This is a genomic window from Sphingobacteriaceae bacterium (assembly GCA_002319075.1).
Lineage (GTDB): Bacteria > Bacteroidota > Bacteroidia > B-17B0 > Aurantibacillaceae > Aurantibacillus.
The window spans coordinates 5,486,163-5,511,804 of record NVQB01000001.1; the positions used below are offsets into that span (position 1 = coordinate 5,486,163).

21 protein-coding genes and 1 pseudogene are annotated in these 25,642 nt (G+C 40.0%); 15 read left to right on the forward strand and 7 right to left on the reverse strand.

Annotated elements, in window-relative coordinates:
• The first annotated feature begins 74 nt into the window (after nucleotides 1–74).
• From CNR22_23710 to CNR22_23720, 3 genes are all read left to right on the forward strand, one after another.
• Nucleotides 75–2,165, forward strand: a complete 2,091-nt coding sequence (locus tag CNR22_23710) for a hypothetical protein (protein ID PBQ34652.1) — start codon at nucleotides 75–77, stop codon at nucleotides 2,163–2,165.
• A gap of 71 nt (nucleotides 2,166–2,236) precedes the next feature.
• Nucleotides 2,237–2,809, forward strand: coding sequence for a heat-shock protein (locus CNR22_23715; GenBank protein ID PBQ34653.1), 573 nt, complete (start codon nucleotides 2,237–2,239; stop codon nucleotides 2,807–2,809).
• Complete coding sequence (locus tag CNR22_23720; protein ID PBQ34654.1) at nucleotides 2,799–4,376, forward strand: hypothetical protein; 1,578 nt, start codon at nucleotides 2,799–2,801, stop codon at nucleotides 4,374–4,376. The genes CNR22_23715 and CNR22_23720 overlap by 11 nt, the downstream gene beginning before the upstream one ends.
• Before the next feature lie 78 nt (nucleotides 4,377–4,454).
• On the opposite strand, the gene CNR22_23725 is transcribed toward CNR22_23720, so the two are convergent.
• Nucleotides 4,455–4,829, reverse strand: coding sequence for a transcriptional regulator (locus CNR22_23725; GenBank protein PBQ34655.1), 375 nt, complete (start codon nucleotides 4,827–4,829; stop codon nucleotides 4,455–4,457).
• A 79-nt stretch (nucleotides 4,830–4,908) separates the two neighbouring features.
• Here CNR22_23725 and CNR22_23730 point away from each other — a divergent pair, with 79 nt between their 5' ends.
• The 8 genes from CNR22_23730 (at nucleotide 4,909) to CNR22_23765 (ending at nucleotide 10,868) form a co-directional block, all read left to right on the forward strand.
• Nucleotides 4,909–5,814, forward strand: a complete 906-nt coding sequence (locus CNR22_23730) for a pyridine nucleotide-disulfide oxidoreductase (GenBank protein PBQ34656.1) — start codon at nucleotides 4,909–4,911, stop codon at nucleotides 5,812–5,814.
• 87 nt (nucleotides 5,815–5,901) lie between these two features.
• The gene (locus CNR22_23735) at nucleotides 5,902–6,609 is read left to right on the forward strand and encodes a DNA alkylation repair protein (protein ID PBQ34657.1); all 708 of its coding nucleotides are present in this window, start codon (nucleotides 5,902–5,904) and stop codon (nucleotides 6,607–6,609) included.
• A 41-nt stretch (nucleotides 6,610–6,650) separates the two neighbouring features.
• Nucleotides 6,651–6,881, forward strand: a complete 231-nt coding sequence (locus CNR22_23740) for a hypothetical protein (protein ID PBQ34658.1) — start codon at nucleotides 6,651–6,653, stop codon at nucleotides 6,879–6,881.
• A gap of 136 nt (nucleotides 6,882–7,017) precedes the next feature.
• The gene (locus tag CNR22_23745; protein ID PBQ34659.1) at nucleotides 7,018–7,860 is read left to right on the forward strand and encodes a hypothetical protein; all 843 of its coding nucleotides are present in this window, start codon (nucleotides 7,018–7,020) and stop codon (nucleotides 7,858–7,860) included.
• A gap of 231 nt (nucleotides 7,861–8,091) precedes the next feature.
• A complete protein-coding gene (locus tag CNR22_23750; protein PBQ34660.1) occupies nucleotides 8,092–8,460 on the forward strand; it encodes an aspartate 1-decarboxylase in 369 nt (122 codons plus the stop codon).
• Nucleotides 8,460–9,182, forward strand: coding sequence for a hypothetical protein (locus CNR22_23755; GenBank protein PBQ34661.1), 723 nt, complete (start codon nucleotides 8,460–8,462; stop codon nucleotides 9,180–9,182). Before CNR22_23750 ends, CNR22_23755 begins: the two co-directional genes overlap by 1 nt.
• A 5-nt stretch (nucleotides 9,183–9,187) precedes the next feature.
• Nucleotides 9,188–10,090, forward strand: a complete 903-nt coding sequence (locus tag CNR22_23760; GenBank protein PBQ34662.1) for a hypothetical protein — start codon at nucleotides 9,188–9,190, stop codon at nucleotides 10,088–10,090.
• A 130-nt stretch (nucleotides 10,091–10,220) separates the two neighbouring features.
• Nucleotides 10,221–10,868 (forward strand): hypothetical protein, encoded by a 648-nt coding sequence (locus CNR22_23765; protein PBQ34663.1) that lies wholly within the window; start codon nucleotides 10,221–10,223, stop codon nucleotides 10,866–10,868.
• A gap of 1 nt (nucleotide 10,869) precedes the next feature.
• On the opposite strand, the gene CNR22_23770 is transcribed toward CNR22_23765, so the two are convergent.
• The 3 genes from CNR22_23770 to CNR22_23780 all read right to left on the reverse strand — a co-directional run bounded on the left by CNR22_23770 (nucleotide 10,870) and on the right by CNR22_23780 (nucleotide 15,124).
• Nucleotides 10,870–11,793 (reverse strand): hypothetical protein, encoded by a 924-nt coding sequence (locus CNR22_23770; protein PBQ34664.1) that lies wholly within the window; start codon nucleotides 11,791–11,793, stop codon nucleotides 10,870–10,872.
• Between the two features lie 141 nt (nucleotides 11,794–11,934).
• Nucleotides 11,935–13,008: a 3-phosphoserine/phosphohydroxythreonine aminotransferase gene (locus tag CNR22_23775; protein ID PBQ34665.1), complete on the reverse strand. Its 1,074-nt coding sequence runs from the start codon at nucleotides 13,006–13,008 to the stop codon at nucleotides 11,935–11,937.
• A 34-nt stretch (nucleotides 13,009–13,042) separates the two neighbouring features.
• Entirely contained in the window at nucleotides 13,043–15,124 is a 2,082-nt protein-coding gene (locus CNR22_23780) for a hypothetical protein (protein ID PBQ34666.1), read from the reverse strand.
• A 99-nt stretch (nucleotides 15,125–15,223) separates the two neighbouring features.
• Here CNR22_23780 and CNR22_23785 point away from each other — a divergent pair, with 99 nt between their 5' ends.
• Together CNR22_23785 and CNR22_23790 are read left to right on the forward strand one after the other, a co-directional pair.
• Entirely contained in the window at nucleotides 15,224–15,415 is a 192-nt protein-coding gene (locus tag CNR22_23785) for a hypothetical protein (GenBank protein PBQ34667.1), read from the forward strand.
• 99 nt (nucleotides 15,416–15,514) lie between these two features.
• Nucleotides 15,515–16,297: a hypothetical protein gene (locus tag CNR22_23790; GenBank protein ID PBQ34668.1), complete on the forward strand. Its 783-nt coding sequence runs from the start codon at nucleotides 15,515–15,517 to the stop codon at nucleotides 16,295–16,297.
• On the opposite strand, the gene CNR22_23795 is transcribed toward CNR22_23790, so the two are convergent.
• Nucleotides 16,287–16,916: a coenzyme A pyrophosphatase gene (locus CNR22_23795; protein ID PBQ34669.1), complete on the reverse strand. Its 630-nt coding sequence runs from the start codon at nucleotides 16,914–16,916 to the stop codon at nucleotides 16,287–16,289. The two genes, CNR22_23790 and CNR22_23795, sit on opposite strands and share 11 nt — an antisense overlap.
• Nucleotides 16,917–16,965: 49 nt before the next feature.
• On the opposite strand from CNR22_23795, the gene CNR22_23800 reads away from it, so the two are divergent.
• Nucleotides 16,966–18,171, forward strand: a complete 1,206-nt coding sequence (locus CNR22_23800; GenBank protein PBQ34670.1) for a bifunctional 3,4-dihydroxy-2-butanone-4-phosphate synthase/GTP cyclohydrolase II — start codon at nucleotides 16,966–16,968, stop codon at nucleotides 18,169–18,171.
• 151 nt (nucleotides 18,172–18,322) lie between these two features.
• Here CNR22_23800 and CNR22_23805 read toward each other — a convergent pair whose 3' ends face one another.
• The gene (locus tag CNR22_23805) at nucleotides 18,323–21,145 is read right to left on the reverse strand and encodes a hypothetical protein (protein PBQ34671.1); all 2,823 of its coding nucleotides are present in this window, start codon (nucleotides 21,143–21,145) and stop codon (nucleotides 18,323–18,325) included.
• A gap of 100 nt (nucleotides 21,146–21,245) precedes the next feature.
• Here CNR22_23805 and CNR22_23810 point away from each other — a divergent pair.
• A pseudogene (locus CNR22_23810) lies at nucleotides 21,246–21,506 on the forward strand (hypothetical protein).
• 761 nt (nucleotides 21,507–22,267) lie between these two features.
• Here CNR22_23810 and CNR22_23815 read toward each other — a convergent pair.
• On the reverse strand, nucleotides 22,268–25,639 hold the full coding sequence (locus tag CNR22_23815; GenBank protein PBQ34672.1) for a hypothetical protein: 3,372 nt from the start codon (nucleotides 25,637–25,639) through the stop codon (nucleotides 22,268–22,270).
• Nucleotides 25,640–25,642: the final 3 nt, after the last annotated feature.

Here is a 25,642-nt window from a genome sequence, read left to right on the forward strand (position 1 = left end):
GAATGAGATTAAATTTACTAGTAATTGGTTTTATTATCTTTTGTTATTTTCCCCTATTGGGTCAGGTCGACTCCTTGTCGGAACTCAGCACCACAGAAACCATTTACACAGCCAATCCAAAAATTAAAACACTTAACCTCGATTTAAGCAATCCTGAAGAAGTGGAATTGGTTCTTAAAAAAATTCACACCTTTCGCTATTTGGAGTCTCTTACACTTGATGGAGAAGCCGATGAAAACACGCTAAAAAAATTATTTTACAGAGTCTCTGTTTTAAAAAATCTGAACAAAGTTACGTTCAGAGAAAACGAACTTAAAAAAATGCCCGAAACTATCAGCACACTTCGCAACCTGCAATCAATTACCATTGAGGGAAACACAAGCCTGGACTATTCGGACTTATGCTTCAAACTAAAAAGCCTTCCGCTAACTGAACTCAAACTCCTTGATAATGATATAAAGAAGACGCCACCCACCATCTCACAATTGACTTCGCTCAAAAAACTCACGATCTCCGGAAGCAACCAGCTGGATTATTCGGTACTGGTAGATCAACTCACCAAAGTTAAGGGCCTCACCACCTTGTCTATTCCGGTAAATTACATTTCAGAACTTCCAAAAAACATCGATCAGTTAAAAGCCTTGCAGGTACTCGATGTTAGTAATAACAACCTGACGGAACTCCCCAAAGAACTTTCTTCTTTAAAAGCAATTAATAAACTAAGTATCCAGGGTAACTTGTTAGTTGATCCGGCAAAAGATCTTGAAAATTTAAAAGACAATACTATCCAATACCTGGCCCTGGATAAAGAAATATCGGGTGAAGACCTTGAGCGCATAAAAAAAATGTTTCCTACCGCTCAAATCTATTTTCCACTTAACGAAGAGGAACCAAAAGAACCAGCAGCTGTTAAAGAGCAAACCGTTAGTCCACAACGGACAGGTGAACTCCGCGTAAAAAAAGAAGCCAGACTTTTATCGGGTGCTTATGCTCTTTATCCTGTGCTTTTTCAGCCCATAGTATACACTTTTGATACACTCACTTTTGAAGAACGTTACAAAGATCTCAGGTATGCAGGTACTTCCCGGATCATGCGTGCAGGGGTTATGGACGAGCCACCCTTTCATTTTCGTACACTACGTAACCGTGGTGAGGGAAAAGGAAAAAGAAAAGAGATTTGGTTTTACTTTCCTTTCGAAGGAGTTTTTCAGGAACTACGTGCATTCTCGGGCATGTATTGGGTTTACAAAGGCCCCTTGACAAAAAAACAATTTAAAAAAACTTATTTAAAAATAAGAAGGCGACCAAGCAGCGCTTACTTTTTTCCTCGTGTAAAAAGAAAATTTCCTATTGGATGGAACGACATTCGTGTGATCATTGATAAAAACAACAGCCAATTCACCATTCAACTTAAAAGCGATACTGGATTTTCTGAATTCACAGCTTGTCCCGTTTTTGCTTATATGGATCCTTATAAAAACACACAAACTTATACTAAAAAATATCTCCTGTATCAACGCTTTCTTCAAAGACGGAGTCAGAATTTTAAAAAACAGCAAGCGCGTGAAAAGGCTACTTATGATCGCAACTATAATAAGGTAAAGGAATACGCCTGGAAAGAACTGCAGCTAAGAATGAGTGATGAAGAAAAATTAATGTCGCAGGAAGACTGGCTTGAGTATTACGACAACATTGTAGCCAACGAAGAAGAAGCCATCAATGGCAGTTCGCTAAGTACACCCTTTATTTTAAGATCTCTGGCACTTAAAAGTTATGCCGCATTTGCAGAACCTACAAACCCTTCAACGGTAGCAACGCGAAGCAATACCGCTTTTTACAGAACAAAATCAGTGGAGGTTGATTTTATGAATGCCAACGGAGCAGGTAAACTGGCCGTTGCAAACATTATCGTGCTTGACTCAAAAAACAAACTTTATTACATGAACGCCGGTACACTCGGACTTCTGCCAAATACCCTCAGCTTGCAGCAATTTGCAGGTTACAAAATAATAATACAGATGCGAAATGGCGACTGGGGCGCGGTAGATACGGAAGAAATAGACAAACAAAACTTCGAATCCAGTGAAACCCTGCTCTTTAAAACCCAGGTTTTTGACAAGAATTTAGACACTATTGGCGATCTTTTACAAAGTAGTTTAAAGTAATTTTAGAAAACTGTATCTTTTTGTCCCCCTTTTCAGTTATCACTTAAAACGCACCCTTAAATGCCTTTGATATGAATGAAATTATAAGCCCATATCACCAGAACAAAGAGCAGATTGAGCAGGAACAAGTTCTTATAGCAGCAGCTAAAAAAAACTCTTCCAGGTTCGCTGGTCTTTATAAAAAATACTATGAGCAGATCTTTCTGTTCATTTTAAAAAGAGTTGAATCTGAAGACACGGCTGCAGACGTGACTTCTCAGGTCTTTTTAAAAGCCCTCACTAACCTTAGCAAATACAAGGATATGGGATTTCCCTTTTCATCGTGGTTGTTTCGTATTGCACGCAACGAAATATATGATATGTACCGCGACAAAAAAATCGACCTCGTAGTAAGCATCGAAAAGAAAGGTGTGGGAGAAATGATTGCTGAGATGGGCACGGAAGACAAAGAGGACCACAGCAAACTTTATTTAGCCTTAGGTCATTTGGATGAAAGTGAAATGGAATTAATAGAATTAAGGTTTTTTGAAAAGCGCCACTTCAAAGAGATCGGCGAAATTTTAGAGATTACAGAAAACAACGCGAAAGTTCGCACTTACAGAGTATTGGACAAACTTAAAAAACTTTTGAAAAATGAAAGATAACGCAGGCAAAAGAAAAATTCTGACGGACAGAACTTTCCCAAGTTCGGAGCAGATTGCTAAGCACCAGAATTTTGAACGACTTCATAAAGACTATTCGGTGATAAAAAAATTGCTGATGAAAAAGATCATGCTTTGGACTGCAGCTGTTTTGGCCGTGGCAGGAGTAACTGGTCTTGTACTTACGAATGCGAACAAAAAACATCCAGCGCTTTCCAAAACAGAAAGTCAACCAACCGACGAGGTCAAATCCTTCATTGAGCCACCCTTTCCGGGAATGGAAACGCCCTTCACTACTTATCGCATAAGTGCAAAAGAAGGCGGTGTCATTAACCATTCAACAGGCAGTGCGATCACTATTCCTGCGAATGCCTTCTTAAACGAGGGAAAACCCGTGACTGACAGTGTTGATATAAGGTATCGCGAATTTCATGACCCTTTGGCCATCTTTCTTTCCGGCATTCCAATGGGCTACGATTCTGCGGGAATACATAACACGCTCGAATCGGCAGGCATGCTCGAAATACTGGCCTTTGAAAATGGAAAAAGTTTACAACTGAATGAGCAAAGTCCTATTAAAATTAAAATGGCCTCCTTAACAGCAGACGAACGTTTTAACCTGTATGAATTGGATACCATCCAAAAAAACTGGCTCTACAAAGGAAAAGATAAAGTAGAAAAAATAAAGCAAGGACAAACTCTGCCAAATGCAACCGGTACAAAAAGACAACAAACCACCACACGTCAGTTTGCAGGCAATGCAGAGCCTGCGCCGGCACTTGCAGATCCTGAAAAGTTCTCTTTTAAAATTGCTTATGACAACAGCGAATTCCCGGAACTCTCTGCTTACGAACATGTGCTGTTCGAAGTAACTGATAAAAGTTTTAAACCTTCATACTATAAAATCAACTGGAATAAAATTTCGCTTTACAGCAGCGATAATGACGGAGAGTACCTTGTAAAATTAAAAAAAGCAGATACAACCATCTCCGTTACGGCAAAACCAGTGTTTGACAAGAAAGATTATGCAGCTGCACTGGCCAAATTCGAAGAGAAAAACAACAAAGCGAATGAGCAAAGAGATCAGGCAGAGTTTGAAAAACAACAAGCTTTAAACAAAGTGAATAAAAATCTTTCCACTTATAACAGCAAACAATTATTAAGCGCTTCAGAAAAAATTGTGACTGCCGTGGCTTTAAGAGACTTTTCCATCGCGCGATTAGGCATTCATAATTGCGATTTCCCGCTCGCCCCCCTCGTTCAGTATGCCTTTTCTTTTAAAAGAGATCAGAGAACGGCGGAAGAAGCTGAGAAGAGATTTTCATACAACACCATTTTTTTAGTTGAAAAAGGTAAAAACACAGTTTTCCGTTTTGCAAAAGGACAACCTGTAAGACTTAATCCTTCCGCAAAAAATTTAATGTGGACAATGACAGATAAAAACCAGGTAGCTTTTTTCAGAATAGAAGACTACACCCGGCTTCAAAATGGAAACGAAAACACTATTGAACCGGTTGTAGCGGAAAGTCAGGCCCTGGCTTTTGAAGAAATAAAAAAGTTTTCGGAATAACTCTTTTTGTGTGTTAGTTAGGAGAGCATTGGAGGGGTGATATCTATTCATCTTTCCAATGTTTTTTTTTTACAAAAATCAAGCGCAATCCCTGCAATATCCGGTGAGCATACAATTAACATCCTGCACTTTATAACCCCTTGGAATTCTAAAATTTACTTCCTCCTTCAAACATTCTACCGTCTGACATTTAACGCAGCGAAAATGAAAATGGTTATGCGTGTGTTTTTTTTCTTCGCATTTTACGCATATGGCAAAATAAAATTTTCCATCATCCGATAAAACCTTATGCACAAGACCGTCTTCGCAAAAACTATTCAAAGCCCTGTAAACAGTTACACGGTCCATTGTGCCTTTCACTTCCTGTTCAATGTTTTCCTGGCTTAAGGCTTTTTTTGAAGCGCGAAGAATGTCTAAAACCGACTGTTTGGACGCTGTATTTCGTCTTTTCATTTTTTCATTAATGCAATTGAGTTGCAATAATAGAACTTATTCCTAACTTTGCCAAGTAATAAACCAAAATTTTGATTTTATGGCAAATGAAAAAGTAGTCGATGTAATTATCCTGGGAGGAAGCTATTCAGGACTTTCAGCAGGAATGGCACTTGGCAGAGCGCTAAGAAATGTACTTATCATAGATAGCGGAAAACCCTGTAACAGGCAGACGCCCCATTCTCATAATTTTATAACGCAGGATGGAAAAACACCAAAAGAAATTTCGGAAACAGCCAAAGCGCAGGTTAAGAACTACAAAACCGTTAAATTTCAAAATGGTCTTGCCACCAGCGGAAAAAAAACAGCAAAAGGGTTTGAAATTTCGCTGGAGTCGGGTGAAATTTTTAGCGCTAAAAAGTTGATTTTTGCTACAGGCATAAAAGACCTAATGCCAGATATTGCGGGCCTGGCAGAGTGCTGGGGTATTTCTGTTTTACATTGTCCTTATTGCCATGGCTATGAAGTAAGAAATGAAAAAACAGCCATTTTAGGAAATGGAGACTTTGGTTTTGAATTTTCGAAACTGATCAGCAACTGGACAAAAGATCTGAAACTTTTTACCAATGGCCCCTGCACACTAACAGCGGAGCAAACAGAAAAAGTTAAGAAAAATAAAATAGAAATTATAGAAACCGAAATAGAAAAAGTAGAACACAAAGACGGTTACCTTCAAACCGTTTATTTTAAAGATGGTTCGAAAGAAACTATAAAAGCCATGTATGCAAGATTGCCATTTGTGCAACAGTCTGAAATTCCTCAAAATTTGGGTTGCGAGCTGGCAGAAGGCTACATCAAAATAGATCCCTTTCAGAAAACCAGTGTGCCGGGAATTTTGGCTTGCGGAGATGCTGCTTCGCCAATGCGTTCTCTGGCTAACTCAGTAGCAATGGGAACACTGGCCGGGGTTATGATAAATAAAGAATTGATTGAGGAAGAGTTTTAGCCTGCACATTATGAGGAAGCACTCATTCTCCTTCATTTAATTCCTGCTTTTTTTTAAATTCACTCAATTATTTAGTAAAGAAGGATTATGACTGTTAAAGAGATCATGAGTTTCCTCGAATCAAAAGGAAATCCAGGTACTAAAAAAGTACTTTTAAAACATGGCATGAAAGAGCCTTTCTTCGGCGTAAAAGTTGGAGACATGAAAGTAATTCAGAAAAAAATCAAAAAAGAGTATCAGTTAGCTTTAGACCTCTATGCTACCGGCAACGCAGATGCCATGTACCTTGCGGGTCTCATCGCCGACGAAACCAAAATGACAAAGAAAGATTTGGAGACCTGGATAAAACAGGCAACATCATCTAACATCATTGAATATACTATACCCTGGCTCAGCGCCGAAACTAAATTTGGTATGGAGCTTGGTTTGAAATGGATTGAGGATAAAAATCCGGATACCGCCTCTGCAGGTTGGGCAACACTAAGCAGCGTAGTATCTATTACCCCTGATCCCGACTTGGATCTAAAAGTTTTTAAAACACTCCTCCAAAGAGTTCAAAAAGAAATTCATAAATCAGAAAACAGGGTGCGTTCAAAAATGAATGGATTTATAATCGCGGTTGGATCATGGGTTCCCGCTCTAACGGAAGACGCACTAGCAGCTGCAAAAAAAATCGGAGAGGTTTATGTAGACGTTGGTGATACATCGTGCAAAGTGCCAGATGCTTTGGAATATATTGCTAAAGTAAAAGCTAAAGGAAGTCTGGGCAAAAAGAAAAAAATGGCAAGGTGCTAAATCTTATCTCGTCTTATTCATTCATCATTCATTATTAGAGTATGTCATTTCAGGGTTATTTAAAAACTATCAAAGAAAAAACAGGTAAAACACCAAAAGACTTTAAAGCTCTCGCTGATAAGAAAGGATTTACCAAAGCAGGGAAATTAAAACCTGAAACCAAAGCAGGTCAAATTGTTGATTGGTTAGCCGCCGACTTTGACCTCGGTAAAGGCCACGCCATGGCCATCTTCGCCATTTTTAAAGGCATTAAGAACGAAGATAGTGAATAAATGAAAGCTGCTTCGGTAGCCATTCTGTTCTTGAAAGTAACGGGAGAAGTTTTTTCCACGACTTAATTTTTGCCCGCATCACCTGTATACCGATTAAACGTGTACATTAGCTTCAACTATTCAAAATCAAACTTATATGCGTATTAAAATCATGGCCATCGGCCTGTTGCTGCTTATTGGAATCACAAGCTTTTCACAGGAAAGAATTGTACCGGGAAGCAAAAAAGGAATTGAAATTATAAAAGAATCCACATTGCAGGTTGTTGTGGGAGAAATCGGGGAAGATTATGACGAGGCTATTAAAACTGCGCTGGAAAAATATTGGAAAATATGTCCAGTAGAATATGTAGACGCGAAAGAAGTAGATAAAAGCAAACCTTTCCTTGCAACAAATGTCTACCAGGGGAAAGGCTGGGCTGGAAAATATCAGTTTCTTAAACTTGTATTTACCGGGCCAAAATATATTAGCTGCGAATGTCATTTTGATAACCTGACCACCGAAAAAACAGGCTGTATCGGAATAGATATAGATAAAGCAGAATGGCAATTAAGAGGTACGATCGCAGTTATGAATCTATGCGCTCAGCTTCGCCAGTACGAAGAAGTAATTATCACTAAAGAATACGGGGATTTTCTAAAATTTGAAGGATATACTCAAAAAATAAAAACCACCACTATCCTTATTCCTACAGAATACCTTCAGAACGGCATCACAAAAAATGCTTTTAAAAAACTTCCGAAACATGAGTTTTTAAGTCTTGCAGAAATAGCTAAAAGAATAGCGGATGGTAAAACTAAGGGTTACGCTATCTTTACAGGGTATGTGGCAATACCAGGGCGTTTTCTGAACATCATAGATCTTGACACCGGAGATTATCTATTCTACAAAGAACTTGGAGGTGGGTATGTTGCGGGCGGTACAAGTATGCCTGATAAATTAACCGATAAAGACATAATTAAAGCCTTAGAGAAAATTTAAAGGATTATTTTTTCGATCATTTTGAAAGGGTTATGGTTTACCATAACCCTTTTTTTTTGCAGAAAATGCAGTATTAAAGAATTGAATTATTGATTTTTAAAATAAAAGAGGGTTTAACCTGCACGGTCTGCGTTCAATTAATGATTAATGCAGATTTAAAAAATTTACCGGCTTATTTCAATAATATAATGAGTGTGAGATGATTAGTTTTGTCAACCTAAAAGCAACCCAATGATGATCCAAATGCTAAAGACCAAAATTAAAGAGCTAACCGTTTCCGAAAGTTCCATTCATTATCCCGGAAGTATTTCTCTACCGGAAGAAATTTTAAAAGCATCTGGTATTAAACCATTTGAGATGGTTCATGTAAACAATAAAACTAACGGTAACCGCATAACCACTTATGCCGTGAAAAGTAAAACTCCGGGTCAGGTTACTTTAAATGGCGCCGCCTCTCACCATTTCTCTAAAGGCGATCAGATTCACGTTCTGGCCTACGCTCTTTTAAATGAAGGAGAATGCGATACTTTTGAACCTATACTGGTGTTAACAGACAAAGAAAACAGACTTCTTTCAGCTAAACCTTATCTGTTCGATTAATGACCTTGCTCATTTTTATCTTTGCTTTTGTTGTACTGGGTATTTTTTTTCTGATCAGAAAAAAAATACCATTTTTTATAAAAGCTAAAACCATTCGGCTGCAAAAACCCGGTACTAAAGGCAGTGAACGAACAGGCGTGCCCGCTACTTTAGAAACTAAAAACCTTATAAACCTGGAGAAAAATCTAAGAGCTGTTGCCTACAAAAAAACTTCTATTAAAACCGGACCGGATTTTTTTGATGATTCTGATATGCAGTCAGACTATTACCTGGTAATAGTTTACGATAAAAAAACAAATACACCTTTGCTTACGGCCCGCTATTATTTTGAGAAAGAGGCTATTTTGAAATGTTTGCAAGGTGATGAAAACGGAACATTAGCTCTAAATCCTTATTTGTATAACGAGAATGAGTTATTTCTTTCAGACCGTCTTTCAGGAAACACAAGCAGTAAAATCTATCGCAGGTACCGTAATTATATTTTTCTGTTATTTTACAAAGAGATTATCAGGAGAAATAACTGCTGCAAGTTTATTCTCATGGCAAGAAAACAACCGCAGGAAAAACTGCTGTCGAAATATTTGCGTTTAGGGCTTGACGTAAAAGGCTCCAATGTACACAAAGGAAAAGCTCACTGGATCCTGCTGGGTGATCTGAAAAAAATAAAACGCAGCTTCACCCAAACACTCTTCTCAACGCTTTATTTACTTGTAAAAACTTAGGGCAAATGATTCTTGAAAAAATAAAAGGATTTTTTAAACTAGTCAGGTGGTTTCATGAACTTGTAGCTCTCATTCCATTTGTAGGATTATACCTGGTTATAAAGCACTTCATCTCTATTACCGGACAAAGCTGTGACCTGTCACTCCTCAATTTTAGCATTCTTTGTTTTGCGGTGCAACTACTAATAGCAACGGGCTGTGTTCACAACGACATCCGGGATAGAAAAATTGACAAGGTCAATAAACCAAAGACACATACGGTAGAAAATACTATTTCCTTAAAAGAAGCAAAGTGGATCTTTGGTTTCCTTACTCTCCTTATTATCCTGGTGAGTTGGTATATAAGCACATATATGTTTAGCGAGTGGACACTTATATGTATAGGTGTTTACGGCCTCTCCGCAGTATACAATCAATGGTTAAAACGAACTCCCCTGTTTGGAAACATCCTGATGGCCGTTTTAACAGCATTTATTCCACTCGTTATTTTATTTTTCGCGAAAGACTGCATAGAACTGCTACATAGTAACAAACTGATTCGCCTGATTTATCTTTATGCGCTATACCCCTGTCTTATTATCATTCCAAGAGAATTAAGCCTCGACATTTCAGATATGGAAGGAGATAAAGCAGATGGTTGCAAAACTTTGCCGCTACTTATCGGAGCGAAAAAGGCGAAGAGGGTTGTTTATGCTTTTTTATACCTCATTCTGCTAGTGTCGTTATTCTTCATGGTGAACTATTCTTATTTAAGAAGTACCTTCATTTTCACCGACCTTCTGCTTTTAGTTTACATGTATAAATTAAAAAACACAGAGTTGCGATTACACTATATTCGCATCGGAAGATTTTTATGGTTGATAATGATTGTTGCTTTAGTGGGATTTACAATCGCAACTATGAGCTAGCCACCAGTATCCCGGTTCTCACTTTCGGCAAATTTATACACAACACCATCCACTATTCCCAGCAATAGCAGGGTATCTGGGTGCGGTATGATTATGGAATTATCACATAGGTATTCCAACCAAAAATTCTATGAGAAAAATAATTTTAAGCTGTGCAATAGCATTAACGTCCTTAACTATGTATTCGCAAACTGCCACTGACGTTAGAGGCAGACTCGTTTTAGGACTTAAAGCCGGGGTAAATTACTCCAATGTATACGATTCACGCGGTCAATCTTTTGATGCGAATCCAAAATTAGGTTTTGCAGGTGGAGGCTTTTTAGCCATTCCAATTGGCAAACTCTTTGGCATACAACCCGAAATAATGCTCTCACAAAAAGGATTTCAGTCTTCTGGAAATATTCTTGGAAGTTATTATAATGTGACGCGCACCAGTACCTACCTCGACATCCCGCTGCTCTTTGCATTCAAGCCTAGTGAGTTTTTAAGTTTATTCGCCGGTCCGCAACTATCGTACCTTTTAAAACAAAAAAACACTTTCAAGAATGGTTCAACCAGTGTTGAGCGCGAAATAGCGTTTGATAAAGAAGATCCAAGAAAAAACACTTTAGGTTTTGCCGTTGGTGCAGACCTTACTTTAAAACACTTTTTAGTGAGCGGTAGAATTGGTTGGGACATTCAACAAAACAATCCTAATGGAACTTCCTCTGAGTTACGCTATAAAAATGTAGTTTACCAAGTAAGCATAGGACACAGATTTTACAGCCGCCGTTCTTAATTTAGAACTTATAATAAACTCTTAAACCAAGCGCATTTTGCAATTTTAATTTGCGGGTATCGCCCATGTTTATTTTTTCGAGAGAAGGTTTATAAAGTAGCTGCACATTAAATTTAGGACTCACATCAATGTTAGCTCCAATGCCCGCGTAACCACCAACACCAAAGCCAAGCAGTCTTCTTGGCATACCAACTGAATTTGGATAAAGTGCCTGGTTCCAGTAGCTGTTAAGATCAATCTGTAAATTATTTATGAAGATCATATTTCGGTCAGACTTTGCTAACGTTCCAACCAGTCCAAACTCAAGCAACATGTTAAACTTTTCATCAGAGCCTGCAAGATGCTGATAGCCTAATTCGAATTGCAAACGTTGCTCCCGTCCCTGAATACCACAAACTACAATATTTGAGTTAACGCTGGGATCGGGGTTAGAAGGCCTGGTTTTGGTTATTGTAAAATTGCCTTCCAGGTTTATTTTAGTACCATTTACATTTACTATAATAAAATTTTTCTGGTCAACCGGAATTTTAAAGTTAGCACCCACTATGACGGCGGGAGTGTAACGCATGTTGGTTGGCATATCACTTTCTGTAAACTGCCAGGCTCCCTGGTCAACCCCTATTGCATCGGCTACCTGGTCGTGAAGCCCATAGCCGTAACCATATTCATTTATTATTTTTTGATACATGAGACTGTTTGCAAAACTGTTTCTCACCCCATAGTAATCAAAGCCATAACCATTATAAATGCCGGCGGTAGATTTGTTTGCAAAATAGGAAGCCACATAAACGCCCGTTAAAAACCTGCTTTTTTTACGTATAGGTTTTGTATCCTCGTCCTGGTCGTTGTCTTGCGCTGCAAATGGTGCGCTTAAAAGTAGAAGTGCGGAAAGAAAACTAAAAGTTCTTAGTCGGGATAGTATCATGAATGCGAAGCAATAAAATTAAAGCGATAAAGTAAAGATACAAAACGATTATGAAATCGAATAAGGACAGGGCTCCTCATCTGCCAATAAACTAAAAAAGCCACACTTTAAGGTGTGGCTTCTTAAAAAGTCTGCTATTTGTTAAGCGAATTTTTTCTCAAATTCTTTCATTACATCTACTAAAACATTCACACTTTCTAAAGGAAGTGCATTGTAAAGAGAAGCTCTGTAACCGCCAACATCTCTGTGTCCGCGAATACCACTAATATTTGCGTCTTTCCAGAATTTATCGAATTCTGCTTCTAACTCCGGTTTATTCATGAGGAAACAAACGTTCATATTACTACGGTCTTCTACCGCAGTAGTTCCATAGAATAAAGAGTTGCGATCAATTTCATTATAAATAGCATCGGCCTTTTGCTGATTTACTTTTTCTATCCAGGCAATTCCCCCGTTCTTTTTTAACCATTGTAAAGTCAATAAAGTAACATAAATAGGAAATACAGGAGGCGTGTTGTACATGGAATCTCCTTTAATGTGTACCTGGTAATCGAGCATAGATAACATTTTTCTGCCTGTTTTTCCAAGCGCCGATTTTTTTACCATCACCATGGTGCTTCCCGCAGGACCCATATTTTTTTGAGCACCCGCATAGATCAGATCGAATTTTTTAGCATCTACTTTACGGCTGAAAATATCAGAACTCATGTCACACACCAAAGGAATCGGCGAGTTTGGAAATTCTTTCATCTGTGTTCCGTAAATGGTATTGTTGCTTGTAATGTGCAGGTAATCTGCATCTTTCGGAATCTCATATCCTTTAGGAACATAAGTAAATTTTTTATCTTCTGAAGAAGCAATCACATTTGTATTACCGATAATTTTCGCTTCCTTGATAGCTTTGCTTGCCCAAACACCAGTATTTACGTAAGCCGCAGTACCATCTGTTCTCAAAAGGTTATATGGAATCATAGCAAATTGTAAGCTTGCACCTCCGCCTAAATAAAGTACTTCGTAATCATCCCCTACTTCAAAGAGTTCTTTAACGGTATTTCTTGCTTCAAGAATGACCTTCTCATAGTTTTTACTGCGGTGAGAAATTTCAAGCAGTGATAGATTCAGATTATCAAAATTAATGCAGGCTTCAGCTGCTTGTTTCAACACTTCTTCCGGTAATATTCCAGGACCCGCGCTAAAATTATGTACTTTGCTCATAGATTGATTTTTAAAGGCTTAAAGGTAATAATGTTTAATCGTATATCAATTTTATTTCTCCGTTATTTAAAGTAACTATCAGCAGCTTGTTGTTAATTTTCTGCACATTATCCACTTCGGTAAATACAAGCTCACCCTTATTGTTAATTACAGAACGGGAGTCGTCGTTCACACTGTAATAATGGCGTGAGATCTTTACAATTTCGGCGCCGGTTGAAAAAACTTCACTCCCATAAACAGTTATAATAGCATTGTACTCTTTAACTTTTGCAAGCGCAAGACTATCTGAAAAATCGTTTGCCTGCGAATATTTGTAGGGAATTGCAAGCGCCAGTTTTTTGTCCAGGTAACCGTATTTATTTTTTTGCTTCACCCTCATAAGATCGTTTTCGGGGAAGTTAATTTCCTGGTAAGCTCCAAATGGTATATAGGTTTTACCATTTGCATCTACAAAAGATTGCTCGCCTTTGCGTTGCAGTTTAAATAGTTCGCCATTGGTATAATAGTCGGGCATTTTTTCCTTCATGTAGTCGTAAGCCAATCCGGTTAAAAAACAGCCTTCAGAACTAAAGAAGCCATAGAGGTTATTTTGCACAACAATAAAAACAGAAGAATTGGTTTTTATAATCTGATCATATTCCGGCTCCAGAATCTTTTTTCCGGTTACAGTAATGAGTCCGTATTTATTATTTTGTTTAATGATTGCAATTTGTGATGTATTAAAATCGGAGATCCACTCAAACTCTGCTTTGTGACGGGTGCCGGCTTTTGAAATAAAACCATAAGCCCCTTTGTCTACGTAATAAGCATACTCATTTTTGAAGTCGCCCAGTTTATCATATTTTGGTTCGAGAATGCTTTGTCCAAACTGATCGAGCGCGCCATACTTATCGCCGAACTTCACTACATACACGCCGTCTGATAATTCATTTATCTCTTCATAAACTTTGGAAATAGTCTGGCCCTGGCGATTAATAAAACACCATTTCGTATTTTGCTTTACAGGAGCAATGCCATTCTTAAAAACGGAGGCATCAGAATATATTTTGCCAAAAGGATTTATGTTTTTCTTATTTATAAAATACACAGAATCATTTTTAGAAACAACTGAAAGACCTTCATAAAAATCGCTGGCCGAATCATACACCGGCTTAATGACGTATTGTCCTTTTTCATCAATAAACCCTGAAAAATCGCCTTTTTGATAAGGATACAGGATTAATTTATTTAGTTCGAGTTCATTTAAAATAGAAGTCTTGAGAGGAAAGTCAGGATACACTCTCACAAAATTTTTAAGTTCATCAAAAGAAAATTCTTTAACACTTAAAGAGAATAACAATTTCCATGCTTCCAAAGCCTGATAAGACTCAGGATAAGTCTTCACAAAAAAGGCGAGTCCCGTTATGTCTTTTTGCTGACGGTAGATCGTAAACAATTTTTCATGCGCAGTTTTCACGAAAGTACTTTTTGGATAATTTGCCAGGAAAGCGATATAGGCCTCTGCGGTTGCTTCTTTGGTTTGCTCATTGTAAAGCTGTTTTTCCAACAGAGAAGAAGCATCCTTGAACAAACTGCTTTCCGGATGCAACACCATAAACTGTTTTGTACTATCACTTTTATTATACTCCAGGGTCAGTGAAAAATCCAATTCATCACGCGAACGAAGTACAGCCTCACGCAAATTTGAACCAGCCAGGTAAAAATTCTGCAGATAAAAATTGTAAGCATTTACTGTGTTAAGCTGTTTGACCAAACGAAACATTTTTCGAGAAATGGAATCGGAAAGACTCAGAATGGTACTTTTATCAATTACATAACCCGACAATGTTTGCGGAGTTGGTTTTGCCAAAAAAAGATGAAAGCTTAAAGTAATGTATTTTCCTGCGCTATCAATATTTGAAAAGGGATTGTCGTTGCGGCTGAAAATTAAGGCCAGGCCATACGAGGCATAGGGATCAGGCTTTTTTAAATGCATCTCGCTCAGAATCTTTTTCGCCTGGAAATAGTCGAAGATACGCAGCGCTTCAAATCCTTTTTCCAGTTTGGAGGCATTTGCGAAATGATTCCCAAAAAGAATAAAACTTAAAAAAATATAGATATTTCGTTTTCGTCTCAAAAACAGATGGTGAAGTTTGCTATTTTTTTTGATAAAATTGAAGCCTTTTTACTTTTTAAATGGCAATGACCTCAAAAATTATCCCCTATATTTGCAGCCATGTTTACCACCGGGAGAATTGTTTTTGTGTCTTTGTTTATTCTGGCTTTCGTTATTATGCTCATCTGGAGCTACAATAAGGAGAAAAAGTTGAACAAAATCCATTTTAGCAAGGCTTATAAGGTTATCATTGCCCTGCTTCTCTTCCTTATCTTACAATTCATAATTGTTAAAATTCGGAAATTTCTCTGAAAAACAAGCCTTCGTAGGTTGTTTTTGGCATTTTGTCGTATATTTGCTTCTGTATTTTCCGGCCCACATTCCGGCTTTTGCTTTTGAAAAACTAAAATTATGAAAAGATTTTTGCTACTCGTAGGTGCGTTAACAACCGGCTTTATGGCCAGTGCTGCCACACTTGTTATTGAAGGTAAATATCAAAACAAAAACGTTTATGTGCACAATGGCTTTGGGGCTGGCGGTGTGGGTTTCTGCACCACAGAGATCAAAGTAAACGGAAATATAACCACGGATGAAATTAACTCCAGTGCGTTTGAAATCGATCTAAAAGCTTTGCACTTAAAATACGGAGAAAATGTTACCATTGAAATCGTTCACAACGATGGCTGCACACCTAAGGTTTTAAACATGGAAGACCTTAAGCCAAAGCCAACTTTTGAAGTGATAATGATGAGCATTACACCTACAGGGCTTTTAAAATGGTCAGCTAAAAATGAGATGGGTGCCCTACCCTACACTATCGAACAATTTAAATGGAATAAATGGGTTCCGGTTGGAGAAGTTGATGGCGCAGGCACTCCTGAAGCGCACGATTATTCTTTCCAGGTAGCTATGCATAGTGGCGAAAACAAATACCGCATCAAACAAAAAGGCTTAAATGCTCTAACCAAAATGTCGAAAGAGGTTACTGTAACCTCAGCCATTAACAAACCCTCTTTTGCTATACCTAAAAACAATTCAAGCATCGATTTCACAGCAGAAACAGCTTATGAAGTTTACGATGCTTATGGTGTAGTTGTGAAAAAAGGCTATGGCAAACAGGTTAAAATAGATAACCTCAGCAAAGGTGAATACTACTTATGCTACGACAATGCACTTACTGAGTTTAAGAAATAAGTTTTAAAATTTGTTTTAATTCGCTTAAGATCATTGCGGTTGCTCCCCAAACTTTCAGTTCTTCTACCTCAAACCAGGGTGTCTTAATTGACAGACTTTCCATTACCTGCATGCTTCCCTCTTTTACTATGCTGTCTTCCAGCAGATCTGTAACTGCTAATTTGATAAGTCTTTTCACTTCCCTTTCCTGGTTTACCATAACCGGATCTTTGATTTTACAAATGCCCACATAAGGGTGAATCAAAAAAGAACTTACCGGAACATGTAAAGGTGTTAGTTTCCCGATAACATCTATCTCTTTCACTCCAATTTCTTCAAAACACTCGCGAATAGCCGTATTCATAAGATCTAAATCTTCGGGTTCAAACTTTCCACCCGGTAAACTTACTTGTCCGCTATGCGCACCATTGTAAGTCATGCGTTCAGTTAGGGGAATATACAAGTCGCCGTTTGCATTCTCGCAGAATACGATCATCACCGCACTTGGCCTGTAATTTTGTGTTTTAAGTTGTTCCTGGTTCATACGCTGGCGGTTGAGCGGAGCCATCATGTATTGCGCGTCTATGCCGGGTAGTGTTTCAGAGAGTGCCGTTTTAAGTCTATTTACCAATTGTTCCAAAATAAAATCCTATTTCAAAGGCTTAAATTACCTAAATTTGTGCCACATTATGAGTGAATTTAAATTAAATACTATAGAAGAAGCCCTTGAAGATATTCAAAAGGGAAAAGTAATAATTGTTGTGGACGATGAGGACCGTGAAAATGAAGGTGACTTTATAACAGCCGCCAGAAACGCAACACCGGAAGTGATCAACTTTATGGCAACACACGGCCGCGGACTCATTTGCGCACCTCTTACAGAAGAAAGAGCGCACGAATTAAAACTCGATATGATGGTGCCGGCCAATACCTCTTTACATGAAACGCCCTTTACAGTTTCTATCGACTTGCTTGGTTTTGGCTGCAGCACAGGCATTTCAGCATCTGACCGCTCAAAAACGGTAAAGGCTTTAATTGATCCTACTATAAAACCATCTGATTTTGGCAGACCCGGACATATTTTTCCCTTAAAATCAAAACCAGGCGGAGTATTGCGCAGAACCGGGCATACCGAAGCTACCGTAGATATTTCGGTATTAGCGGGATTCGAACCTTGCGGGGTACTTGTTGAAATTCTGAATGAAGATGGTACGATGGCCCGTCTTCCTGAGTTAATGAAAATTGCAGAGCGTTTCGATCTTAAAATTATCAGCATTGAAGATCTTATTGCTTACCGTCTTTCAAAAGAAAGTATTGTAAAAAGACAAGTAGAGGTTAACATGCCCACCAATTATGGTGATTTTAAATTGATAGATTACCAGGTAGAAACCAATGGGCAGGAACATCTTGTGCTTATAAAAGGTGAATGGAAAAAAGATGAAGCTATACTCGTAAGAATGCACTCGTCCTGTGTTACCGGCGATATTTTTGGAAGCTGCCGTTGCGACTGCGGAGAACAACTTCACCAGTCGATGCAAATGATTGAAAAAGAAGGCAAAGGCGTAATCGTATACCTTAACCAGGAAGGAAGAGGCATAGGTCTTTTAAATAAATTGCGGGCTTATAAATTACAAGAAGAAGGTCTGGATACTGTAGAAGCAAACGTGGAGCTAGGTTTTAAAATGGACGAGCGCGACTACGGCGTTGGCGCACAAATATTGCGTGACCTGGGCGTAAGAAAAATTAAACTGATGACCAATAATCCAAAAAAACGTGCAGGCCTTATCGGTTATGGCCTAGAGATTGTTGACAATGTGCCTATCATTGTAAAATCAAATCCTCACAATGCAAAATACCTTGCAACGAAGAGAGATAAAATGGGGCACTCGTTTTAAGAAGTAAATCAAAAAGATTAAGAAGGACCGCAAGGTCCTTTTTTTATGGAATACCTTTCATGTTCACAGCTAATTAGAATATGCTTAAAAAAGGGGCAAAAAAAAATCCCCTCAGTTTTACCAGGGGGATTTTTTATTAAAGTTTTAATTATTAATGTTTGATGACTTTTAGTACTTCTTCACCTTTACCAGACTGTACTTTTACATAGTAAATACCATTATCAAGATTTTTAAGATTAAAGGTCATCTTATTCTCTGAAGTAAAAGTACTGTATACCACGCGACCTGCAAGGTCAGTAATCTGAACAGATTTATTTAATCCATTGGGAAGATCAATAGTAAATTCACCTGAAGTTGGATTTGGATAAGCAGTTAAGCCCACAAGTTGAGATCTGGATTCTGCTATACCTGCACAAGCATTTACCGTTAACTCAATGGACGCGTTTGAAACACACCCTTTTGCATCCGTACCTACAACAGCATAAGTTGTATTTGTTACCGGGCTAACCGTAAGAACTGGAGTTGCCGTATTCAGCGAATCGTTCCACAAATAGGTGTTTGCACCATTTGCAGTTACCGAAGCGGTTTCACCAAAACAAATAACACTATAACCTGTAATTGAAACTACCGGATTTTGATTCACCGTAACACTTATAGTTCCTGAATGATAACAATTGATAGCGTCGATGGCATTATAAGTGTAGGTAGAACTTGTAGAAGGCACAATAAGCACAGAGCTCACAGACGATGCTACAGGGAACCAGCTGTAAGAAACAGCGCCATCAGCAGACAATATAACCGAGCCACCTTCACAAACGGCTGTGTTTGGACTAGCCGCCAGAACAATTGTATTTACTGAAATAGTGAGTGTTTTAGTTTTAACGCATCCTAAGGCATTATCAGAACTTACAGAATAAGTGGTGCTTGTTACAGGTGATACCACGATGGAGCTGCCCGTACCTGGAGCAGACCAGGTGTAAGTTTGACCACCCGTTACAATTAATGTAGAAGAAGAACCTGCACAAACAGAAAGACTACTTGCCGTAAGCGTTAACTGCGGAGCCGGATTCACTATTACAAGCGTTGTGGCAGTTCCTACGCAGCCATTTAAATCTGAGCCGGATACGCTGAAGGCGCCGCTGGTAGAAAGATTAGCTGTATAAGAAGTACCTGTTGCCGTTGTAGCATTCCAGGTATAAGTAATACCACCCGTTGCTGAAAAGATAATCGGAGCATCTTCACACACAATAGCATTTGAAGGACTCACCACTGTGATAGAAAGAACCGGAGCAGCAATTACCGTAAGGTTAGAAACAGCAGGTAAAGAAACGCATCCCAGATTTATACCAACAACGGTATAAGAACCTGAAGAAGTAGGACTCACCGTATTTGTGCCACTTTGGAAACTATAAGAAGGAGCGCCGGTAGGTGAAAAGGTAAACACACCACCCGAACAAACCGTACCGCTATTAACAGATACTGTAGGCATATTAGAAACCGCAATAGTAGAAATTACAGCAGTAGAAGTACATCCCTCTGAACTTGTACCAATAACACTCACTGTGGTGTTTGTAGAAGGAGCAATTGTGGATGAACCGTTAGAGAATACATAGGTAGATGCCCCGGACGGATTCAATGTGAATACGCCGCCGGTACATACACCACCGCTATTAACAGATACTGAAGGAACTGCGTTAACAGTGACAGTAACAATTGCCGTATTTGTGCTTTGGCAACCCACAGAACTTGAACCTATAACACTGAAGTTTGCCGTACTTGTTGGAAACACTACATTAGGTCCGCCAATAACCGAATAAGAAGAAACTCCCGTTGCGGTGATAGTATAGCCTTGTCCGTTACAAATCGAACCACTTGGTGAACTCACCACCGGACTGGTAAATACAGTAACGGTGCTCACAGCTGTATTGGAGGCAGCGCAGCCAAATGCACTGGTACCTGTAACAGAATAGGAAGTTGTAGTACCTGGAGAAACGATATTCGTTCCACCAGTAATGGTATAGTTTGTTGCTCCTTGAGGAATTATTGTAAAGGCATTGGCAGAACAATTCGTGCCACTGTTTACTGACAGGGTTGGAATTGGATTCACACTTACTGTAATAACCACTGGCGTAGCGTTTGAGCAGCCCAATGAATTTGTACCCGTAACGCTATAACTCGTATTTACTGTTGGGTTTACCACAAAAACACCACCCGTTACGCTGTAACTCACACCGCCCGAAGGAGTAATAGTGTATGAACCACCAGAACAAAACGAACCATTGCTGGCAGTAATAGTTGGCAGGGCAATAATATTTACAGTAGCAGTAACAGGCTGTGATACACAGCCCGCTGTACTTGTAGAGCTAACAATTACCGTGGTATTGCTCGTTGGAGCTATAGTGCTTGAACCATTTGAATAACTGTAAGATGTAGAAGACCCCGAAGGTGTAAACGTGTAAACTTTTCCCGCACAAACTGTTCCACTGTTCACCGTGATTGTTGGCGTAGTGAAAACAGAAACTGTAGCAATAGCTGCCGTAGCATTTGAACAGCCTGCCACATTCGTTCCATAAACGCTGTAAGATGTAGTGGTAGTTGGAGAAACAGCTGCAGATCCACCTGAAAAAGTGTAGGTAACACCACCAACAGGATTAAGCGTGAATACTGAAGCTGAACATAAAGTTCCGCTACTCACCGTAATATTTGGTTTAGCAAAAACAGAAACCGTACTTACGGCCTGAACAGTACTTGCACAGCCTAAAGCACTTGTACCGCTAATAGAGTAAGAAGTAACGGTTGAAGGGCTTACGACAAAACTACCACCCGTAATGGTATAACTAACAGCCCCTGTAGGTGTAATGGTGAAAGCATCGCCTGCGCAATAACTACCACTATTTACACTAATATTAGGAATAGGATTAATAGTATAACTGTAGATGACAAGACCATTTCCTGAGTGCACACCATTTGTCATGCTTGAAGTTGTAAATACTCCGCTCACAAAGTTAGTACCTCCGGCGCCACCGCCGCCAGCACCCTGGTCGTTATTCGTGCAGGCAACATCTCCTAAAGAGCCGCCGCCGCCGCCGCCACCGCCAACGTATCCGCCGCCGCCGCCACCGCCGCCAACATATGTGCAAGCTAAATAACCAAATCCTGCAAATCCGCCCAGGCCTGAAGATCCGCCACCACCGGGTCCACCAGTGAATCCAGCACACCCTACTCCGGCGCCACCGCCAAGAGAACCTGCGCCGCCGCCACCGCCGCCGCCGCCGGCAATAGCACTAACACCGCCAGTGCCACTTGCTCCGCCTCCGGCTCCACCATTTCCTCCGCTTATAGTTGCGCTCGGACAACCTGCATCGCCGCCGCCGCCGCCACCGCCGGCAACTAAAACACGATCAGCCAGGGTAATACCTCCAATTCTGAGATCAGAAGCACCTCCACCTGCACCGGAATTTCCTATAGAGCCAGAGCCACCGCCGTTGTAACCTGCAACGGAACCTGTACCGGCTCCACCCACAAATATGTTTAAGGTTGTACCCGGCGTGATAGGAGCGTCTGCAGTTACCATGGCACCTAATCCTCCTGAACCGCCAATAGCGCCTGAGGGACTATTAATACCATTTGCACCGCTGGCTCCATAAACTGTAAAAGAGATAGCTCCCACACAGTTTGGAATTGTAAGCGTTTGAACGCTACCCGTGTAATTAAGAGTTTGCGTAACAACCTGCGCATGCGAAATTTGCACAGATAAAAAAATTGCAGGTAAAAGGGACTGCAAAGTAGATTTTAATTTCATAAGTGGGTCTTTAGAACATTTTTGAGCACTAAATTTAGTGCCTAAATCGCTAATAACCTAAAATAGTTATAAGCCCCCCTACCGAAAACACAGGGTCCCGGAACCTTTTAACATATGCTTTGCACTAAAATTAAACTTCGGCTAACAATTTACTAAACTTGTCGAAAAGTGACTGCTATTTTAACTCTGTGCCAAATTACCCTAAAGGTTTTAATACGGAACACCGGGGGCTTATGTCATAAAAAAAGTCCCTCCATTGCTGAGGGACTTTTAAACTTATCAGAAGAGCAGGTCTTATTGTTTAATTACTTTAACAACAGATACTTCCTTGTTTGATTGCACTTTCACGTAATAAACGCCATTAGCAAATTCAGTCATTCTAACATTTACCAGGTTCTCAGAGCTTATCTCAGTACTTAAAATACGACCTGAGATATCTATGATCTGGATTGTTTTCTCTGATCCATTGGCCAAATCAACTGTAAATGCACCATTGTGAGGATTTGGATAAATCTGTAAGCCATTCATTCTTGAAGCCAACTGATTTAAGCCAGTACATTTACTTACGGTTAAACTCACCATTGCCGTATCAGAACAACCATTTACATCTGTACCGGTTACCATATAAATCATACTGAAATTTGGATTAACTACTAAAATAGTTCCTGCGGTACCTGTGGTGGTTGGTGAAGTCCATAGGTAATTACCTGCACCAGCTGCAGTCATAGTTGTAGTTTCTCCTGTACAAATCAGAGTGCTTGCAGCAACTGCAGTTACAACCGGAACAGGATTAACACTTACTGTTATACTACCCTGATGATGACACGATTTTGCATCAATTGTGTGGTAGGAATAAGTAGTAGTTACCGCCGGAGTTACAGTTACAGCGCTAAAAATAGACGGTACAGGCGTCCATGTATAAGAACTTCCACCCGGTGCGTAAACACTTATAGAATTTCCAAGACAAAGTGAACTGTCAGGCATTTCATTAATTGTAATAGTATTTACACCAATGCTTAAGGTTTTGGTTCTTGAACAACCATAAACATTTGAACCGATAACCGTATACACTGTGGTAGCTGTAGGTGTTACTACAGTAACTGCAGAAGTGGTAGATGAAGCTGACCATGAATAGGTAAGCGCGCCACCTGCAGTTAAAGTAGAAGAACCTCCACCGGCACAAAGGGATAACGGGCTACCGTTAAGAGATACTGTAGGTAAAGGATTAACAGTGTATGGCACTGTAGCAGCGCTAACACAACCATTTGCATCTGTTCCGATTACGAAATAAGAACCGTTTACAGTAGGCGTTGTAACATACGATGCACCTGTGGCAGTATTATTCCAGTTATAACTTACAGCTCCACTGGCAGTAAGAGACAATGATCCTGTAATACAAACTTCCAGATTAGAAGGTGTTGATGCAACAGTTAAAACAGGTGTGCTGAATACCGTAAGGGTTGCAATTGCAGGCAATGATAAACATCCTGCAGAGTTTGTTCCAATAACTGCGTATGTGCCAGAAGTTGAAGCGAGAACAGGATTAGAGTAATTAGGATAAATGTAGCTGGTTCCACCTGAAGGAATTAAAAGGAAATTCGATCCTGCACAAACAGTTCCACTGTTAACAGATACAACCGGCAAAGCAACAATGCTAACGTTTACAACAGCAGGAGCTGATGAAACACAACCGTTAGAACTTGTACCCGTTACGTTAATAGTTGTATTAGAAGTTAATGCAACCGTGCTTGCCCCTGTAGAATAAGAATAAGTTAAAGCTCCTGAAGGAACCGTTGTAAATACACTTCCTGAGCAAAGCGTTCCGCTAGCTGCCGTAATGGTAGGAGTTGGATAAACAGAGAGCGTAATGGTTTTTACACCATTACAAACCGTTGTACCTGTACCCGATACTGTATATACGGTGGTAACAGAAGATGAAACCGGAACTACTGTAGCATTTGAGCTCAAGGAAGCCCAGGTGTAGGTATTAGCACCAGAAACCGTTAAGCTTGAGGTAATACCCGGACAAACCGCTGAAGGTGTAGCTACCACAGTAAGAGAAGGTGACGCTAAGGTAGTTACGGTAGCAGAGGGCGAATTAGCCAGAAGCGATAAACAACCATTGCTGCCTGTTCCTCTTACAGTATAAGTGGTATTAACAATTGGAGAGAGTGTTGCGGTTGTTGCTATAACCGTTCCCGACGGGGAGCCGGCAAAAGTATAACTCGCAGCTCCACTGGCTGTTGTGGTAAAAGATCCACCAGGACAAATAGAACCGTTATTAGCAGTTAAACTGATAGTTGGTGTAGGGATAGAAGTTACTGTAACCGTTTTAACATCGTAATTACATCCTGCAGCCCCATAACCATAAACGGTGTAAACCCCTGAGGCCGCTGGCGTAATAGAGATACTTGCTCCACCCACACCCGTGCTCCAGGCATAGTTGGTAGCTCCTGAAACACTGAGTGTTCCTGCTGAGCCTAAACATATAGAGGGTGTTAATGCTGTGGCTGTAATTGTAGGATTAGCGCCAGAGTTAACTGTTTGTGTAACGGCGATTGTAAAGGCACTTGCAGCACTATAACCTGTTACAAGAACATAATAATTGGTAGAAGGTATAGAGCAAAAAGTTGCCGATGCAGCGCCACTCGCGCACATTGGTCCGTTATCATCGTTTCCTGTTACACAAGTCCAGGCACCGCATGATCCTGTGTAAACAAAAATTTTAGAATCCCAACTGCTGGCAGCGCAAAGATCAACGCCTATCTGGTTACCGTTACCAACGAGTTTGTACCAAACACCAGGTTGACTCAAACTTGTTCCGCAAGTACCGGGTGCAGGACTTTCCAGTGTTGAATTTACCGTTGTTCCTGCTGTTGAGCTCGGAACCGCCATAGTGATAGCAGCAGCACATAAGTCATTTGCCGGTGCAGGAGGCACAGCCCCACCAATGCACGTTACAGAATTATCCCTGCACGAGCTTTGTGTAGCGCATAAGGAGCTTGAGCTCACGTGTATGTAGTGTGTTCCTGCTACCTGAGCTGTCCATGTTAATGGTGAGGGGCCGGCCGCAACAACAGGACCAGTAGAAGTCCCGCTGCGAATTGTGTAATAATCTGTAGAAACAGAAGACGCTGAAACATAAACATTTCCGGCTGTAACCGAATTTAAAGTCCCATACTCTCCCGCATACTGACAGCCTATATAAACTGTAAGAGTTGGATTGGGCGCAGTCATACTTCCAAAAGCTGAACTTTGTGTACATGCCGGGCCGTAACAACCCATGAGTACATTACGACAAGTACTTTGCGTACCACAAGCGGAACTTGTATTACAATGGATGTAATAAGTACCTGAAACCGTTGGCGTAAAAACCAATGGTGCAGGGCCAGAAGCTACAAGGGTGCCGTTAGACGCTCCGATGCGAATCGTAAAATAATCTGTAGCAACGGTTGAATTTACCCAATAGGTATTTCCAGCCACTACAGAACTGGTAGTGCAATACTCACCGGCATACTGGCAGGATACCGCGGTAATAGATGTTCCAGGGGCGGGCGCCGTGGGCGATCCGAAGGAGGAGGAGTTGGTGCATTGTGCACTCATTTTTAGCGACATTACACTGAGTAATACGCTAAAAAGCATTAGAAATTTGTTAGTTTGTTTCATGTG

Bases quoted from the DNA above. Each gene is read 5' to 3' on its own strand.
- CNR22_23720 (PBQ34654.1), top strand. From the start codon at position 2,799: ATGAAAGATAACGCAGGCAAAAGAAAAATTCTGACGGACAGAACTTTC.
- CNR22_23790 (PBQ34668.1), top strand. From the start codon at position 15,515: ATGAAAAGATTTTTGCTACTCGTAGGTGCGTTAACAACCGGCTTTATG.
- CNR22_23750 (PBQ34660.1), top strand. From the start codon at position 8,092: ATGATGATCCAAATGCTAAAGACCAAAATTAAAGAGCTAACCGTTTCC.
- CNR22_23735 (PBQ34657.1), top strand. From the start codon at position 5,902: ATGACTGTTAAAGAGATCATGAGTTTCCTCGAATCAAAAGGAAATCCA.
- CNR22_23760 (PBQ34662.1), top strand. From the start codon at position 9,188: ATGATTCTTGAAAAAATAAAAGGATTTTTTAAACTAGTCAGGTGGTTT.
- CNR22_23770 (PBQ34664.1), bottom strand. From the start codon at position 11,793: ATGATACTATCCCGACTAAGAACTTTTAGTTTTCTTTCCGCACTTCTA.
- CNR22_23765 (PBQ34663.1), top strand. From the start codon at position 10,221: ATGAGAAAAATAATTTTAAGCTGTGCAATAGCATTAACGTCCTTAACT.
- CNR22_23715 (PBQ34653.1), top strand. From the start codon at position 2,237: ATGAATGAAATTATAAGCCCATATCACCAGAACAAAGAGCAGATTGAG.
- CNR22_23745 (PBQ34659.1), top strand. From the start codon at position 7,018: ATGCGTATTAAAATCATGGCCATCGGCCTGTTGCTGCTTATTGGAATC.
- CNR22_23775 (PBQ34665.1), bottom strand. From the start codon at position 13,008: ATGAGCAAAGTACATAATTTTAGCGCGGGTCCTGGAATATTACCGGAA.
- CNR22_23740 (PBQ34658.1), top strand. From the start codon at position 6,651: ATGTCATTTCAGGGTTATTTAAAAACTATCAAAGAAAAAACAGGTAAA.
- CNR22_23785 (PBQ34667.1), top strand. From the start codon at position 15,224: ATGTTTACCACCGGGAGAATTGTTTTTGTGTCTTTGTTTATTCTGGCT.
- CNR22_23800 (PBQ34670.1), top strand. From the start codon at position 16,966: ATGAGTGAATTTAAATTAAATACTATAGAAGAAGCCCTTGAAGATATT.
- CNR22_23730 (PBQ34656.1), top strand. From the start codon at position 4,909: ATGGCAAATGAAAAAGTAGTCGATGTAATTATCCTGGGAGGAAGCTAT.
- CNR22_23755 (PBQ34661.1), top strand. From the start codon at position 8,460: ATGACCTTGCTCATTTTTATCTTTGCTTTTGTTGTACTGGGTATTTTT.
- CNR22_23815 (PBQ34672.1), bottom strand. From the start codon at position 25,639: ATGAAACAAACTAACAAATTTCTAATGCTTTTTAGCGTATTACTCAGT.
- CNR22_23805 (PBQ34671.1), bottom strand. From the start codon at position 21,145: ATGACAAATGGTGTGCACTCAGGAAATGGTCTTGTCATCTACAGTTAT.
- CNR22_23725 (PBQ34655.1), bottom strand. From the start codon at position 4,829: ATGAAAAGACGAAATACAGCGTCCAAACAGTCGGTTTTAGACATTCTT.